The sequence below is a fragment of the Treponema maltophilum ATCC 51939 genome, from assembly GCF_000413055.1.
Taxonomy (GTDB): Bacteria; Spirochaetota; Spirochaetia; order Treponematales; family Treponemataceae; genus Treponema_C; species Treponema_C maltophilum.
The window spans coordinates 881,794-898,624 of record NZ_KE332518.1 but is presented as its reverse complement, the minus strand read 5'-3'; the positions used below and the strand labels follow the sequence as shown (position 1 = coordinate 898,624).

The 16,831-nt window shown below is 49.0% G+C and carries 13 protein-coding genes; 9 read left to right on the top strand and 4 right to left on the bottom strand.

The window, feature by feature from the left end; all coding sequences use genetic code 11:
• Positions 1 to 8: 8 nt before the first annotated feature.
• Positions 9 to 977 carry a UDP-N-acetylmuramate dehydrogenase gene (murB, locus tag HMPREF9194_RS04015; protein WP_016525098.1) on the bottom strand — a complete coding sequence of 323 codons (969 nt, stop codon included), beginning with the start codon at positions 975 to 977 and terminating at the stop codon, positions 9 to 11.
• Positions 978 to 1,043: 66 nt separating this feature from the next.
• On the opposite strand from murB, the gene HMPREF9194_RS04010 reads away from it, so the two are divergent.
• From HMPREF9194_RS04010 to pyrH, 5 genes are read left to right on the top strand one after another with little or no spacing between them, the layout of a single operon-like run.
• Positions 1,044 to 2,567: a cysteine--tRNA ligase gene (locus tag HMPREF9194_RS04010; protein ID WP_016525097.1), complete on the top strand. Its 1,524-nt coding sequence runs from the start codon at positions 1,044 to 1,046 to the stop codon at positions 2,565 to 2,567.
• Positions 2,568 to 2,603: 36 nt separating this feature from the next.
• Positions 2,604 to 3,143 (top strand): RNA polymerase sigma factor, encoded by a 540-nt coding sequence (locus tag HMPREF9194_RS04005; RefSeq protein ID WP_016525096.1) that lies wholly within the window; start codon positions 2,604 to 2,606, stop codon positions 3,141 to 3,143.
• Positions 3,124 to 3,777, top strand: a complete 654-nt coding sequence (locus HMPREF9194_RS04000; protein WP_016525095.1) for an anti-sigma factor family protein — start codon at positions 3,124 to 3,126, stop codon at positions 3,775 to 3,777. Before HMPREF9194_RS04005 ends, HMPREF9194_RS04000 begins: the two co-directional genes overlap by 20 nt.
• On the top strand, positions 3,774 to 5,450 hold the full coding sequence (locus HMPREF9194_RS03995; RefSeq protein WP_016525094.1) for a transglutaminase domain-containing protein: 1,677 nt from the start codon (positions 3,774 to 3,776) through the stop codon (positions 5,448 to 5,450). Before HMPREF9194_RS04000 ends, HMPREF9194_RS03995 begins: the two co-directional genes overlap by 4 nt.
• Before the next feature lie 24 nt (positions 5,451 to 5,474).
• Entirely contained in the window at positions 5,475 to 6,194 is a 720-nt protein-coding gene (gene pyrH, locus HMPREF9194_RS03990) for a UMP kinase (protein ID WP_016525093.1), read from the top strand.
• A gap of 19 nt (positions 6,195 to 6,213) precedes the next feature.
• Here the strand turns inward: pyrH and HMPREF9194_RS03985 are convergent, their stop codons facing one another.
• Entirely contained in the window at positions 6,214 to 6,828 is a 615-nt protein-coding gene (locus HMPREF9194_RS03985; RefSeq protein ID WP_040846176.1) for a glucosaminidase domain-containing protein, read from the bottom strand.
• A gap of 93 nt (positions 6,829 to 6,921) precedes the next feature.
• On the opposite strand from HMPREF9194_RS03985, the gene radC reads away from it, so the two are divergent.
• The 4 genes from radC (at position 6,922) to HMPREF9194_RS03960 (ending at position 12,735) form a co-directional block, all read left to right on the top strand.
• Positions 6,922 to 7,611 carry a RadC family protein gene (radC, locus tag HMPREF9194_RS03980; RefSeq protein WP_016525091.1) on the top strand — a complete coding sequence of 230 codons (690 nt, stop codon included), beginning with the start codon at positions 6,922 to 6,924 and terminating at the stop codon, positions 7,609 to 7,611.
• A gap of 18 nt (positions 7,612 to 7,629) precedes the next feature.
• Positions 7,630 to 9,246: a PEGA domain-containing protein gene (locus HMPREF9194_RS03975; protein WP_169558720.1), complete on the top strand. Its 1,617-nt coding sequence runs from the start codon at positions 7,630 to 7,632 to the stop codon at positions 9,244 to 9,246.
• Positions 9,247 to 9,278: 32 nt separating this feature from the next.
• On the top strand, positions 9,279 to 10,793 hold the full coding sequence (gene cls, locus HMPREF9194_RS03970; RefSeq protein ID WP_016525089.1) for a cardiolipin synthase: 1,515 nt from the start codon (positions 9,279 to 9,281) through the stop codon (positions 10,791 to 10,793).
• A gap of 283 nt (positions 10,794 to 11,076) precedes the next feature.
• Entirely contained in the window at positions 11,077 to 12,735 is a 1,659-nt protein-coding gene (locus tag HMPREF9194_RS03960; protein ID WP_016525088.1) for a diphosphate--fructose-6-phosphate 1-phosphotransferase, read from the top strand.
• A gap of 77 nt (positions 12,736 to 12,812) precedes the next feature.
• Here the strand turns inward: HMPREF9194_RS03960 and HMPREF9194_RS03955 are convergent, their stop codons facing one another.
• Both HMPREF9194_RS03955 and HMPREF9194_RS03950 read right to left on the bottom strand, forming a co-directional pair.
• Positions 12,813 to 13,667 carry an Rpn family recombination-promoting nuclease/putative transposase gene (locus tag HMPREF9194_RS03955; protein WP_016525087.1) on the bottom strand — a complete coding sequence of 285 codons (855 nt, stop codon included), beginning with the start codon at positions 13,665 to 13,667 and terminating at the stop codon, positions 12,813 to 12,815.
• Positions 13,668 to 13,902: 235 nt separating this feature from the next.
• On the bottom strand, positions 13,903 to 16,815 hold the full coding sequence (locus HMPREF9194_RS03950) for an autotransporter outer membrane beta-barrel domain-containing protein (protein WP_016525086.1): 2,913 nt from the start codon (positions 16,813 to 16,815) through the stop codon (positions 13,903 to 13,905).
• Positions 16,816 to 16,831: the final 16 nt, after the last annotated feature.

Below are 16,831 nucleotides of genomic sequence, written 5' to 3'. Positions count from 1 at the left end.
GGCTCTTATTAAGGTATAGTATAAAAGCCTAATAGACTATTGTCAATAAAGATAATTTCGCATTCGAGGCTAAAACCCGTACGCTTTTTTACTTCGCTTTGAACGTATTGTACCAGTTCTTTTATACTATCGGCAGAAGCGCCGCCCGTATTTACTATAAAATTCCCGTGCCAGGGCGCAACCTGCGCGTTTCCTCTGCGCGTGCCGCGCAAAAGCGCTTCGTCGATTATTTTTCCCGACGGTTTGCCGAACGCGCGATTGTTTTTAAAAACGCTGCCGGCGCACGGATAACGGAAATGTCCTTTTTCTTCGCGGTCTTTTATAAAACCGCGGCATTTTTGTTCGATAAGAGAAGCCTCGCCTTTTTCGACTTTAAAAGCGGCCGAAAGGATGAGGCAGGGCCTTTGTTCGGCGCACCGGGCCATAAAAGGCGATTTTTTATAGTCCCAATCCGTTTCGTTCATCGTATAGCGCCGCGCTTCATCGTCTTCGGGCACGGCATAGTCGGCAAAGAGCAAAACGTCGCTTATCGATTTTTCGTAGCAGCGCGCATTCATGTACACCGCCCCGCCGACCGTTCCGGGAAGCCCCGCAAAATTTTCAAGACCGGAAAGTCCGTGCGCAATGCAAAAGTCGGTAACCTCATCAAAACTTGTACCCGCGCCGCAATACAGCACATCGTCTTGTAACCTTAGAGCGTTTAAGGCCTTTGTACACAGTATGCAGCCTTCAAGCCCTTCGTCGGCAACAACGATATTGGAGCCGCCGCCCAAGATAAAAAAGGGAACGCGGTTTTCACGCAAGAGGCCCAGCACAAACATACAGCTTTTTTCATCGTCCGGCTGCGCGAACACGCGGGCATCCCCGCCGACTTTAAACGTCGTGTGATCAGCCATCGATTCGCCGTATATTATTTTTCCGCGAAAATCCGAAGAAGTATTGCAAATTTCCGCTATTTTGCGTAAATTGGTATTCATAGGTTTTCAGTATAATATAAAAAGTTATAAAGAAAAAGAGAAAAAGATGAAAATTCGGGAGGCATTATGGCACTGCGTTTATTCAACACGATGGGACGGCAAACACAAGATTTTATTCCCATACGCACAGGAGAATGCGGTTTTTACGGATGCGGCCCGACCGTATACAATTATGCGCACATAGGGAATTTGCGCGCATACGTATTTTTGGACACGCTTGACCGCACCATGCGCTTTTTAGGCTACAAGGTCAATCACGTTATGAACATTACCGACATAGGCCACTTAACCGGAGATGCGGACAGCGGCGAAGATAAAATGCTTAAAACGGCAAAAGAACGCGGGCAGTCGGTTTTGGAAACGGCCGATTTTTACACAAAGGCTTTTTTTAAAGACATCGATTCGCTTAATATACGCCGGCCGACCGTCGTGTGCAAAGCGACCGACCATATTCAAGATATGATCGATTTAATCAAACGGATTGAAGCGAACGGCCATACCTACAGCAGCGGCGGGAATTTATACTACGACGTATCCACCTTTCCCGACTACGGAAAACTTGCAAACCTCAATTTGAACGACTTAAAAGCCGGCGCGCGCATCGATATCGACGCGAACAAACGCAATCCCTACGACTTTGTGCTGTGGTTTACAAAAAGCAAATTCGAAAACCAAGCGCTCGTATGGGATTCGCCGTGGGGCAAGGGGTATCCGGGCTGGCACATTGAATGTTCCGCTATGAGCATGAAGTATTTGGGCGAACAGTTCGACATTCACACCGGAGGCATAGACCATATTCCCATTCACCACACAAACGAAATCGCCCAGTCCGAAGGCGCTACCGGGAAAAAATGGGTAAATTATTGGCTTCACAATGAATTCCTTGTCGTAAATAAAGAAAAAATGGCCAAGTCTTCCGGCAGTTTTTTAACCTTGCAAAAGCTCATCGATGCCGGCTTCGATCCGCTCGACTACCGGTTTTTCCTTTTGGGCGGCCATTACCGCAGTCAGCTTGCCTTTTCGTGGGAAGCGATGGAAAGCGCCAAAAATGCGCGCAAAGCCCTTGTTCAGCGCTTTGCAAAAACGCTTAAATCGGCTTATGCCGAAGGATTGACAAAAGAAGATGCCGAACGGTACGCGCGCTTTTCTTCGAAAAACGCTTCCGACGAAGACGTTGAAGAATGCGCGCGCCGTCTGCAAAAATTGAGTGCGGAAGCAAAACAAAGCCTCGACGCTTTCAGACAGGCACTCGAAGACGATTTGGCTTTGCCGCGCGCATTGTCGGAAATACAAACGGCGGTAAAAAACAAAAACATACGCGCGCGCGACTGCGTGCTTTTGACGGCCGCCGCGGACGGCGTGCTCGGTCTTGAACTCGTAAAAAGCGCCGCCGCCCTTTTGGAAGAAGCCGAACGCGGTACGGCCGGCATCGGCACCGGAGACGCGGACATAGACAAATTGGTTGCGGAACGCACGAGAGCGAAAAAACAAAAAGATTACGCGCGCGCCGACGAAATACGCACGCTTTTAAAAGAAAAGGGCATTATATTGGAAGATACGCCCGAGGGTACGACGTGGAAACGCCAATGAAAACCGGCGGACGCTGTAACGTTAGCGGGGGTTGCTTTGTTTGATATACAAATATCGGCCGCAAACGAAGGGGACTTCCGCAAAGTATACAATGCGGTCATGCCCCTTTTGTTCAAAATATCGTACAGAATTGTCAACGATGAAGAAGCGGCGGAAGATTTGGCGCACGATTCGCTTATAAAGATGCATGAAAAGCAGCTCGTTTTTCCGTCGCTCGACGACGCAAAATACTGGCTTATACGCGTTGTAAAAAACGCATCTTTAAATTATGCAAAGCGAAAAGTACGGGAACGGCGGGCGTACGAGCGTGCGCTTAAAGAAGATCGACGGCAAAGCGATTCGGGCGAAACGGAACTGTTAAAGGCCGAAACCCTGCGCCGCACGCGCGAAGCGCTCGACAAACTGCCCGTCAATTTGAAAATGGTGCTTATACTGAAGGAATATGCCGAATTGAATTATAAAGAAATCGGAAGAGTTTTGGGAATTACTGAAGGAAACGTAAAAGTCAGAGTGTTCCGCGCACGCGAACAGCTGGCAAAACTGATAGGAGAAGACGATGTCTACTTGCCCCGGTAAAGATATTCATTGTTTATACGCGGATAACGAGCTTCAAGAGCCTTTTAAAACGGAATTCGAAAAGCACACGGAAGGCTGTCCGCACTGCCGAAAAGTTTTGGAGCATTATTTGTTTTTGCGCAAAGCGCTCGAAAGCGATGCCGCAAGCAGCGATCTTTCCGACAGCCGTCTTGCCGAAGGCTATTTACGATTAAAAGCGCAGCTCAGCTATAAAACCGTCGTTATGCCGGACAAGCCTTTTTCGGCCCTGTCTTTTTCCGTAAAGCTGGTTCCGGCCGCGGCCGTTTTAGCCCTTGCCGTTGCCCTTCCCCTGCGGTTTTTCGGAAAAACCGCACAAAGCTCATACCCTGCAGCCGTAAGTACGGCGGCCGTTCGCGCCGAACCGATACGCAACGGCGGCGTTTTTTCGAGCGAAACCCTTCCCGCCTCGTCTTTGGCTTCCGCGCTGGGGACCGACTATACGGTCAATATCGATATGCCCAAATTGACGGCGATGGACGTATTTAAGCCTCAACTTTCATCTTCAAACGAGTCGGCGATGCAAATTCCTCTGACAGGCGTTTCGCACATACCCTTTGCCCAAAATGTCGATATAAAACTTCCCTCATACGGCGCCGAGGGTTCGTTCAAGTGAGTCTTTTAGACAAGTTCCTTTACCGGTTCCGCAAACACCCGCTCGTCAGAATAGCTTCGACGGCGGGCATTATCGCTCTTGCAGTCTATGTGTTTTTTTTTCTGTCGACGGCGCGCCGGCAAGCTCCCGTGCTGACGGGCATACATCCGGCGGTAGGAGAACCGGGCGAAATTATAACGCTGACGGGTAAAAATTTCGGATCTTCAAAAGAAAGCGATTCTTACGTGGAAATCGCCGGCTGCCGGCTTACAACATCGTCGTATCTTGTATGGACGGACACGTCGATAAAAGCGGTGCTTCCCTACAATGTGGAAGACGGCTTGGTATACGTAACGACAAAAAACGGACGTTCCGAAGCCGAAATTTTTGCGAATAGGCAAACCATCCCCGTTCCGGTCAGCCGCATCCCGGCAACCGCAATTCCGTTTATAGAATCCGTTCAAAAAAAGACGGCTCAAATCGGAAGTCTTATAACGATCACGGGCACCGACTTCGGATCGCTGCGGGGAAACTCGCGCGTACTGTTTACTTCCGCGTACAACGCTCCCGACCGTGAAACGTTGCTTATTCCCTGTTCCGAATTCGATTCCGATTACGTCTTTTGGAGCGACACGCGGCTGCAAGTGCGCGTTCCCGACGGAGCGGCAACCGGACAGGTTTTCGTCGAAACCGATTACGGCAAAAGCTCAGGCTTCGACTTTACCGTTTCGTCTTCGGCCGGTTCAAAGACTTATGCGGACATGCACACGTATTCGGTAAAAGTTGCGGCCGACATAAGCGACGCTCAAGCCGAAACGAATTCACTTTTGACGCTCTTTATCCCGCTGCCGCAGATAACGTCGGCTCAAAAAGCGGTTACGATTGTCAATTCAAACCCGGAACCGTCGATTCCGCGCTATATGAACACGCTTGTACACCAAGTGAGCCTGCACGAAGCGATCGGGAAAAAGTTGAATTTTTCTCACACCTTTGTGCTGACCGTATACGCCGTGCATTCGCAGATTCAAGCATCGGCGGTAAAATCCGTCAGTGAAGAAACAAAAAAAATGTACGCATCGTATTTGAAAAGCAACGCCGTCACCCCTTCCGATAACAAAGCCGTGCGGGAATTGGCCGCATCGATTATAAAAAACGAAAAAAATCCCTTTGTACAGGCAAAACTTTTATATACATGGCTCATCAAAAACATGAGGGTGTCGCAAAACACACAAAGCGGCGACACGAACGTTTTGCGTTCGCTGTCTTCCAAAAAGGCCGACGCCTACGATATGGCGGTTTTGTATACGGCGCTTTTGCGCGCCGCGGGTATTCCTTCCCTTACGAACGGCGGTATTTTGGTCGATTCCGACATGCAAAGCCGCAATCATTGGTGGTGCGAATTCTACATCGACGAGGTGGGCTGGATTCCCGCCGATCCGGCATTGGGCGCGGGTTTGGCGTATAAAGCCTTTCAAAAGCCCGAATCCGCAGCCGATTTTTACTTCGGCAATTCGGACGCCCAGCATATTACGTTTTCGCGCGGATGGAACAATATAAAACCGGCGCACGTGACGGGCAAAAAAGTATACCGGCCCAAATCCTATGCGCTTCAGTCTATTTGGGAAGAAACGACCGCCGGCAGCGTCAAGTACAGTTCATACTGGCAGGATGCCGCCGTAACGGGAATATATTAAAAGTTTTAAGGGAGGAATGATAATATGATTAAGGTTTTATCGGTCGGAGGTTCGATTGTGGCGCCGGCGGAACCGGATACGGCATTTTTAACGGCGTTTGCGGCGATGATCCGCTCATGGCTTAACGAAGATGCGCAGCGTAAACTTATTCTCGTTGTCGGCGGGGGCGCTCCGGCGCGCCTGTATCAAAATTCCTACCGCAGCGTATGTTCGCTGTCGAGTGCAGGCTCCGGCGAACGTTCTTCAATTCAATACGACAATAACGAAGCCGATTGGCTGGGCATTATGGCAACCCGCCTTAACGCGCAGCTTTTAAAAGCCGTTTTTTCCGATGTATGCGTGGATCCCGTTGTCTGCGATCCGACCGCCGACTTTAATTTTACCGGACGCATTTTGGTTGCCGCAGGATGGAAGCCCGGCTTTTCGACCGACACGGACGCCGTATATTTGGCCGAACGCTTCGGAGCGAAAACGGTTGTCAATCTTTCAAACATCGAAAAAGTATACAGCGACGATCCCAAAAAGAATCCGGCCGCAAAGCCCTTGGACGATATTTTGTGGAAGGACTTTTTGCACATGGTCGGCGAAGAATGGGTGCCCGGTAAAAATTGCCCCTTCGATCCGGTTGCAAGCAAAAAAGCCGACAAAGCGGGCATTTCGGTCATATGCGCGGGCGGAAAAGATATCAATAATATGCTTGCGATTTTAAATGAAAAGCCGTTTTTCGGCACGCTGATTCACTGAGCGTTTTTTTTAACGGGTTTTAAAAGCGCGCCATGCGCTTTAAAATGCCGGCGAGCTTTTCGCCGTACTGCCGGTCGGACGCCCATGTGCCGCTCAGCGCATACACGTCGGGAGCCTTCCCTTTCGGCTGCACCCAGCGGTAGCGCGGATCGGCAAGCGGCATGCGCAGATCTTCAGTGCTTCCGTAGGCTTTTAAATGCTGAATATGAGCGCGCACGCCTTCCTGTTCGGAATTAAAGCGGCAGCCGGGATTGTTTTCGTCTATTGCGCCCAAGCCGCAAAAATTATACATATCTTCGGTTATTAAACCGCCGAAACGTAAAAATCCCGTTTCCAAACACATTTGCGCAAAAGCTATGTCGGAATTGATTCCTTCAAACGAAGCTTCGATTATATACAAAGCCGCCAAGCGCCGCACTTTTAAAACATCCGCATCGGGAACTTCGGCAATAAAAAACGCTTCCAAAGCCGAAGCCGTTTTAATTCCCGCATCGGCAATAACGACTGAAGGAAAGGCAAGTTCCTTTGCCGCAACGGCGTTTTGCCCTTCCCGCCGTAACGGTGAAAGAGAAACGCACGAAAAAAACAGCGCGGCACAGGCAAAAATCGGCACAAACATGTATGATTTTTTCACGCATAAACTATACTTTGTATTAAGGAAAAATGCAATCGAGCCCTATAATAAATATGAGACCGTGTTTTTTTAAAACGGAATTAAGGATGGATTATGGAAAATGTTTATTCTTTGTCGGAACTGACACTTAAAGACAGTAAAAAACCGCAGGCGCGCGAAATACTGCTTGCCGAAGGCGCGCACAGTTTAAGTACGCAGGAATTGATTATGGTGCTTTTAGGTTTCGGTTCGCAGAATATTCCGGTCAGACAATTATCGGGAAAAGTACTGCACATTTTGCAGACGGCCGGCGATGAAAACCTCACGGAAAAGCTTTTGAACACCCGCGGCATCGGAGCCGGAAAAGCATGCATTATTGCCGCCGCGATAGAATTGGGCAAGCGCTTGAATTCGGCCAAAGGAATAAAAATAAACAGCCCGACCGACGTGCTGCCGCTTTTACGCCATTATACGCTCGAAAAACAGGAGCATTTTTTGTGCGTTTCGCTCAACGGAGCACAGGAAGTTATGAATATCCGCACGGTGAGCGTCGGCATATTGAACCAAACGCTCATTCATCCGCGCGAAGTATTCGCCGAGCCGCTTAAAGAGCGCGCGGCAGCGGTTATTTTGTCGCACAACCATCCGTCGGGAAGAGCCGACCCCTCGGACAAAGACATCGACATAACGCACAGGCTGCTGAAAGTATCGGAACTGCTCGGCATTCACTTGCTCGACCACATTATTATCACAGTGTCCGATTACTTCAGTTTTGTCGAAAACGGGCTGGTTTTTCAGCGGTAAATGCGCTATGATGAGTACATGCAAAGCGCTCAAAGATTATTGCTTTTTGCGGCGGCCGTTTTTTTGTCGGCGGGAAAAACCGCGGCATCGGATCTTGAAATCCGCACACGGGAACTTCCGTCTTTTTCGCCTTCCGTTTTAACGCTCGACATACGCACAAACGTATCCGCAGCCGAAATATATCTTAACAACGTATTCAAAGGAAGCGCCCCCCTCGTATTGGAAGATACCGTTCCCGGCAGCTACATACTGCGCATCGAAAAAAAAGGCTATTATACGCAGGAATACGAATGCGACTTTGAAGGCGGCAGTAAATACATACTATGGGCGCAGTTGGAAGAAATTACCGGTATTTTGCGCGTAAAAACCGACGAACCCGGTGCCGAATTGTACGTGGACGGCGTGCGAAGTTCCGAATGGACTTTAAAAGTAAGCGAAGGTTCCCATACGGTTGAAGTAAAAAAATTCGGTAAAAAAAGCGAAAGCCGAAACGTATATGTATTCCGTGCCGCGAGCGTCGACCTTGACTTTCATTTGCAGCCGGCCGATTTTGAAGTACGTTCTTTTTCATCATCGATGCGCCGCTTTAATCCGCATAATCCGGGCGCTTTGGGCTTGTGCCGCTTTTATTTTTCCGTAACGGCCGAAGGCGACGGCGAATTGGAAGTATACGATGCTTCGGACAGAATCGTATACCGGCGCCGCGTCGGCCCCTTTACACGGGAAAATCAGGAATGCGCGTGGGACGGCCGAGCCGAAAACGGACAAATCGTAAAGGACGGCACGTATACTGCGCGCATAAAGGCGCGCGGAGAAACCGGTGTTCAAGGCGGCGAAAGCCTGTCATTTTCGGCAACAAAAGAAATCCCGGTTACAATCGACCGTTCTTTGTTTTATCCGCTGATTGCTGCCGCGGCAGGCGGAAGCGCATCGGGTACGGTACCTTCGGTACGCCTTATACCCAAGGGCGGCATATATTGCGCGTTCAGTGCGGGAGCCGATTTTTTGCTCGGCGGCACAAAAGGCGGAAATCAAACCGTACCGCAAGGCTTTAATTCGGCACCGCTTTTCGTATCCTTTGCCGGCACGCCTTTACGCTTTTTGGAACTGTCGTGCACCATCGGAACCGAAATACGGTCGGAAACGCAAAGCCCCTTTGTCGTGCAGGCGGCCGCAAAAGCCGCACTGAACGCAAAACCGTTTTATTACGGATTCCTCGTGCGCTACGGTTATTCATCGGCGAGGGCATCGGCTTTATTTAACGAAACGGGATTAAGCGCAGGCGTTGCTACGGCCGCCGAAATAGGGCCGGTATGCGTAACGGTAGCCGAAGAAGCGGTATTCGGGGACGAGCGCGGCATTATAAACGCGCTCGCGGGAAAACTTAAAACGGGACTGTCGTGTGCTTTTCAAAGGGATTTTTATTCGCTGCACGTTTTCGCTTCCTGCCTTTTTCCTTTCAACGCAAACGGCATGAACGAATACGGCGTACTGAACAGCGGCACGGAGTTTGCGTTTTTGCCCCCCGCGCGCGATTCGGCATGCATGCCCTTTGCCGGACTGTATTATTCGTATGATTCGGCCGCGGCAAAACACGCCCTGTCCTTCCGCATGGGAGCCGCATTATTGTATTAGGCGCACCGCTTCGGCAAAAGGAGTAAAAACGAATGGAAAATTTTTGGCCGATTTTCATCAACATAATAAGCGCAATAAACTATATGTTTATCTTATTTATTTTGTTTTTTGAAAAACAGGATTCGGGCCGGCGTTTTGCATGGATACTGACGCTCAGCTTTTTGCCGGGCTTGGGCATCGTTTTATACTTTTTGTTCAGCGGTCATTTTTTTACAAAAACGCGCAAAATGGAAATCGCAAAAAAATATGTAAAAGACGAAACCGCTCAACTTATGCAGGCGCAGGAAAACTTTTTTGCATCGCAGGCCGGCAAATTGCCGAACATGGTTATGAACGAATACAGCTCGCTCATACACTTAAACCTCATATACGGTAACAGCCCCGTAACCTTTGCCGAAACCGCGCACATTTTTACCTCGGGACAGGAAAAATTCGCGTCGCTGTACCGCGACATAGAACGGGCGACGACGTTCATCTATTTGCAGTACTTTATCGTACGCAATGACGCAACCGGACGGGAATTTCTAAACCTGCTGTGCAAAAAAGCGCAGGAAGGCCTTGAAATCAGGCTTTTGTACGACGACATGGGCTCTCTTACGACGCCGCGCTCTTTTTTTGCCCGGCTCGATAAGGCGGGCGGCATGACGTTGCCGTTTTTTCCGATAAAAACCGGAAGTCCATGGTCGCTTAATTTCAGAAATCACCGCAAAATCGTGATTATAGACGGAAACATCGCCTACACGGGCGGTTTTAACATCGGCAACGAATACGCGGGCTTGGGAAAATTCGTGTGGCGCGACACCCATGTCCGATTGACGGGAAGCTGCGTCCCTTCACTTTTAAGTTTATTCGTAGTCGACTGGTATGCGGTTGCAAGCGGCAAAAAAAAATTCACCGCAAAGTCATGGGCGACCCCCGCCGTCATGCGCAAAAAAATCAATTCGGCAAACAAAAATATTTTGCGCGAACTAAAAACGGATGTTCCCGCCGTAACCGAACGCATCCCTACACAAGTTGTAGCGTCGGGCCCGGATAACAGAGGACGAACGGAAATAAAAGATGCGATGATTCGTATGATTATGATTGCAAAAAAAAGCGTGCGTATTCAAACGCCGTATTTTACGCCCGATGCGGCTTTTTTTTCGGCCGTAAAGATTGCGGCAAGCTCGGGGATAGAAGTATCGATTATGGTGCCCGGCCGATGGGATAAATTCTATGTAAAAGCCGCCGCATGCGCTTATATGCGTGATCTTTCGGCTTGCGGCGTACGGTTTTATAAGTACCCGGGATTTATTCACGCAAAAACGCTTATAACCGACGATAAAATCGTTACGATCGGTTCGTGCAACATAGACAGCCGCAGCTTTGAATTGCACTACGAAGCGAACGTGTTTTTTTATGACGAAGGATTCGCAAAAAAATATTCGGCCGTGTTTTTTAACGACAGAGCGGGCTGCACCGAATACACACTTGATTGGCTGAACAGCCGCCCGCTTATTCAAAAAGCGTGGTGGAGCTTTTGCCGCCTGTTTTCACCGCTGATGTAAGCCGGGACGGCGAGTTTTGAAAATCGGCTAATGCCAAAATAACTTCAAGGCGAGGTCTGCCCGCATACGGCGTGGTTGAGCTTTATAGGTAAAATCACCCGAGAAAAACGCTCAAAACGCCTCGCGGTCAGCCCCTCGTCTGTGTACCGTTTTTGCATTCCTAGCGTACAAAACTCGCCGTCCCTTATTGCGGACGTATTGAAGTATTTGTAAGTCTTGTATTTTCCTGCGCGTTCCGTTAAAATGAGGGTATTCCGTATAATCAATAAGGAGAAATTCATTTATGAAAACCGTTTCCGCGCTGCAAACTGCGCGCTATGCGTACAAACCCAAACTTCCGGCCGTACTGGGCGGCAAGGTTGAAAACCTTACATTAAGCTTCGGCAAAAAAACTCAAGCCGTTTCCGACACCGAAGAATTAAAAAAGCTTTTTGAAAACACCTACGGCAAACCGCTCGCTCAAGTACAAAAAGGAAAGAACGCGAACGCTCTAAAGAAAATAAAAGCGGGCGTTATCCTTTCCGGCGGACAAGCGCCCGGCGGGCACAACGTTATCTGCGGTTTATACGACGCGATAAAAAAAGGCAACGTCGATTCCGTTCTGCTCGGCTTTTTGGGCGGACCTTCCGGATTGCTTGAAAACAAATTCATCAAATTCACCGACAAAATAATCGACGAATACCGGAATACCGGCGGCTTTGACATTATCGGTTCCGGCCGCACGAAAATAGAAACCGACGAGCAATATGCGGCGGCCGCAAAAAACGCAAAGGCAAATAAACTCGATGCGCTGGTTATTATCGGCGGCGACGATTCGAACACGAACGCGGCGCTTTTAGCCGAATACTTTATACAAAATAAAATTCCCACGCAGGTTATCGGCGTTCCGAAAACCATAGACGGCGATTTGAAAAACGCTCTCATCGAAACGAGCTTCGGCTTCGATACCGCGTGCAAAACGTTTTCCGAACTTATCGGCAACATCGGCCGCGATGCGAATTCGGCAAAAAAATATTGGCACTTTATAAAACTGATGGGAAGGTCTGCAAGCCACATTGCGCTTGAATGCGCGCTGCAAACCCAGCCGAACATCTGCCTTATTTCCGAAGAAATTGCGGCAAACAAAACCACCCTGCGCGGCATTGTCGAAGGCATTTGCACCGTGATCACCAAACGCGCGGCAAACGGAGAGAACTTCGGTATCGTGCTTATTCCCGAAGGTCTTGTCGAATTCATTCCCGAAATGAAGGTTCTCATCGCCGAACTGAACGATACGATGGCACTGAAGCAACACGAATTTGCCAAGCTGAAAAACTTCGACGAAAAAAAAGCATGGCTTAAAACGAACCTTTCGCAAACCTCATTTGAGGCCTTCGATTCGCTTCCCGAATCAATCGCCGACCAGTTTTTGGCCGACCGCGATCCGCACGGAAACGTACAGGTAAGCAGAATAGACACCGAAAAACTTTTGGCCTTGTCGGTCGCCAAGCGCCTTGCCGAAAAGAAAAAGGCCGGCACTTACAAGGGCAAATTCAGTTCGTACACGCACTTTTTCGGCTACGAAGGACGCTGCGCCTTCCCTTCAAACTTCGATGCCGACTACTGCTACGCATTGGGCTACAACGCCTTTATTTTGATTGCAGGCGGCGTAACGGGTTATCTTTCGTCGGTGCGCAATTTGGTAAAAAGCGCAAAAGAATGGACGGCGGGCGGCGTTCCGCTTACGATGATGATGAACATGGAACAGCGCCACGGCAGCAAAAAGCCGGTTATAAAAAAAGCGCTTGTTGAATTGAACGGCAAACCGTTTAAAAAGTTCGCTTTGCAGCGCGACAAATGGGCGATCGACACAAGCTATACTTTCCCCGGCGCCATACAGTATTTCGGCCCGAGCGAAGTGTGCGACTGCCCCACCAAAACGCTTTTGCTGGAACGGAAGTAAAAAACTTAAAAGGGGACGGAGAAAATCGGGGAAACTGTCCAAAAACTTCAGTTTTTGGACAGCATCATCTTTCATTTTTAAAGTCTTTCGATTTCTTCAACGGAAAGTCCTGTTCCTTCGGCTATTTTAGCAATATCAAAACCAAGCCGTTTAAAAGCCTTTGCCGTTTCAAGCGCTTTTTGGTATGCTCCGTCGGCAAAGGCGATTTCGCGTTCCTCTTCTCTTTGTACTGCAATGTCGGTATCATAATCATATTCGGCTATCAACATGTTCATAACCTCCCGTGATTTTCGCTCTAAATAATTCCGTAAAATATCGTTTTGAATACATTCTTTAATCGCATTCTTAAAGCCGTTTTTTCTATCGAGCTTGATGTGCCGGCGCACCGCTTCTACAAACTGCGTGTATTCCGCAAGCGGCTTGCATTTTTTCAAGAGCTTGTTGTCTTTATTGTAATTGATGTTTATCACTTTTACAAGCAATTCAAGACTTAGTTTTGCGGATTTTACCGAGAATGCATCGGAAAGCCGCAGTTCCGCCTGAGAGGGGTATTTTTCTTCACCGTTGTAAAACACATAGAATTCGGGCGTAGGAATCTGTTTAAGTTTACGCAAATAGCGGTCGCGCGGGTTTTGGATTTGTTCGTACAAGCGGGCTGCATATTCCAAAAAGCGCACCGGCATGTTATCGTTGATTGTAGATTGGTGTTCGGCCAGCACGATAATTTTGTTGTCGATAAGACAGGATACATCGTTGCAAAAACTCATGTACATGACGTTGTCAAGGCGCAGCGGCTTGAGCTCGGTCGAGCCGTCCAAATGAGTGCGGTGAAGCGCATTATACAACGACAGAAAATTCTCCTTTGCGTTTTCGTCCTCGCCGAATAAATCGACGAACACGGAATCTTTATAGCGGCGATTGTGTTTTTTCATATACACCTCCGTACCTAATTATAGACGCAGACGGTATAAAAATAGGAAAAAACACTTGCTCCCGATAAGTACGCGTGAAAAAAATCACCGCACATCCGATTTTCAAACATTACCGTGCGGGACGAAACGCTCGAGTGCGGCGTTAAAGCCCAAGCCAGCTTCCCTTCAACTTATACATCTTCCACTTCTTTCGGGTCGGTAAAGTCTGTGTGATGCCTTCGGTACCTGGTATTTACTACTGCGTTTTCAGCTTGAGCTGATTACCGGCCAGCTCGGTCGTCCAATCCTTTGAGGTTGGCAATGTCTGCGGTGTTATGGGGAACTTGTCTTTGTAGTCAGTTGTAAGCGTATAACCGTCTCCCTTTACGACAACTCTGCCTACTTCGTATCCGGTTGTATCATTCTCCATCGTAAGCGTTGCCGCAAGCGTATTGGTCAAGGGGGCCGTTACGGTAATAGACGCTCTTGTTGTTGTACCGTCGTTACCCAAGTACACGTCGTTACCTGTATCGACTTTTGCGCTGCCTGACATCGTCATAGTTACACGGCGGTCGACAAAAATACCCTTTCCCAGCGCCGAGGTGGGAACGCTGCTTAGCGTCATATTGCCGCTCACTGTTCCGCCAGAAAAGTCGAATGTTTCATTATTAACGCCTATGCCGCCGCCAAAACCGTTCGTAGCTGTGTTATTCTTTATGTCGCCGCCCGAGACGGTCAATTTATAAAGCGAACATATACCGCCGCCTGCCATCACACCTGAGGCCTCTGCCGTATTGCCTGAAATTTCGCCGTCTAAAACGGTAATTTCGCCTTTGGCCTCATCGGTACTAGAATAATAATATCCGAAAATACCGCCGCCTTTTTGAGCTGCCGTATTGCCGCTCACCTTTCCCTTTGACATGGTAAAGGTACCGTGCAATACAGCGATGCCGCCGCCCCCGTTCGCAGTGTTGTCGGAGATTTCGCCGCCGGTCATCGTAAGCGTGCCGGTATTTTCATTAGCATCTGCATCAGTGCCGACGCAGATGCCGCCGCCAAGGCCGTTATTTTCCGCTGTGTTGCCGGAGATTTCGCCGCTGCCGGAAAGCTCCAGGGTTCCGCCCTTATCGAGTGCAACACCGCCGCCGTTTTTGGCGTTATTGGTTTTAATTTCGCCGCCTGTCATAGTGAATGTGCCGCGGTCTATGTGCACACCGCCGCCGGAACCTTCGTACGTACTGCCGTTTTTGCCTGCTTCATTTCCTTCTATGCTGCCGCCGCTCATAACAAGCGTTACCTTAGAGGAACCGTCCACATACACACCGCCGCCTTTTCCGATATCGCTTCCATTTTTTGTCGTCTTGTTCAATTTTATGGAGCCACCGGTTATAAAGAGTTTTCCTGTTGAATCGACGTAGATGCCTCCGCCATTTTTACCTGCGTCGGCGGTATTGCTTTCAATAGTGCCGCCGGAAAGAGTAAAAGTTCCCCGATGCACGAATACGCCGCCTCCGCCGCTCTGCCCCGTATTGTTTTTTATTTCACCGCCGGTCATCGTAAACGATACACTCGTAAACGATGCACTATTATCAACAAGTACGCCGCCGCCTAAAGAGCTTACCGTATTTCTCATAAGAAAACCGCTTTCCATACTTACCGAGCCTGATTCGCGCACAGAGATAGCTCCGCCGTAGGAGGCTTTGTTTCCGCTTATAGTCGCAGTTTTAAGCGTAAAACGTCCGTTTTTCTGTATGCAGATACCGCCGCCTTGGTTTGCTTTGTTGGCATCGGCCGCAGAACCGCCGATAGTGCCGCGGTCTAAGGTCAGCTCGCCTTCTGAACAAATAGCGCCGCCGAATTCCGCTGCCTCACAGTTTTTAATAATGCAGTTTGTAAGTTTCGCCTTGCATCCCGCTTTGACAAATATGCCGCCGCCGGATTGTTCGTCATCTGTAGTTCCTGCTGCCATACCGCCTTTGAGCGTAATGTTTTCAAGCGTCAGTTCTCCGCCGTTTTCAACGGTAAAGATACGATGTTTGGGTTTACCGCCGATGTCCTTATCGGCATTGAGTACGGGAGTTAAGCCGGTTCCTTTTACGGTGATCTTTTTTGTTACACTGATTGCACCGTGGTTATCGGTAGCGTTTGTTGCTTTAACTTCACCCATGACGGTTATAACGCCGCCGGCCTCTGCACTCTCGACGGCCTCTTTTAGATTTTTCCATGCATTAGTCGGAGAGCTTCCGCTTGCGATATAACCTAAAGTATGCGCTTCTTTTGGCGCGGAAGAAAGGCCTTTTGTGTCGATCAGCCGGACTGTGTATTTTTGGGGGAGTGTACTTTCCGTAAGGCTCGTACCGGTTTTAAAACAGACCTTCCATGTTCCTGAAGGGACAGGGTCAATAATCTGCGAAGCCGATGACAAAAGACCGTTCGTCGTGTCTACCGCAAATCCAGAACTTTCTATGGGAAGCAGTATTTTCTTCGTTTCTCCGCCCTCTTTAGTAATGACAAGGCCTAAATCGTTGTGTAGGTTTTCGCCTGCTATGGTTGTATTCATAGCCGAATTGTCCACCTTAAAGCACAAAACATAATGAGGATCCGCCTCATTCGTTTTTGCTATCGTTATATCGCCGATTTCGGGCGGCGGCGTGTTTGCTTCAATATTCAGGCTAAACTTTTTACCGAACTTTCTGCCGTCCGTGGAAGTAAGGGTAATTTCGGCTCCTATGTTGCCGTTACTCCATTCGTGTGCTTTCAAAAAGGTCGAGCCGTATTTGAGCCTTAATGCCGATTTATCAGGCGTTTGCTCTAAGGTGTAGTCCGTGCCGTATGTCGGCTGCGTTGAAAGCCCGGGAAAACGGATAATCTTCTGCACGTCTGCTGCTGAGGACGTTGACGTAGGCATAATTAAGCTGAATTTTCTTGAGTTATGCAGTTTAATTGTAAGCGTTACAGGCGAATCCGACGGTATGCACAGTGCTCCGTCATTACTCATTTGATAGGACACATCAAAACTGTAATCCACAGGAACAACTTCCGACGCCCAATAGCCGAATTCTTCATCTATATCCGCGGTAAACTGTTTGCACGCCGTCATACCGAACAGCAGCGCGATGACTGCCGCACACACGGCAGCGCGTATAAAATTTTTACCTGATCGTTTCATAGCCGACTCCCTCATA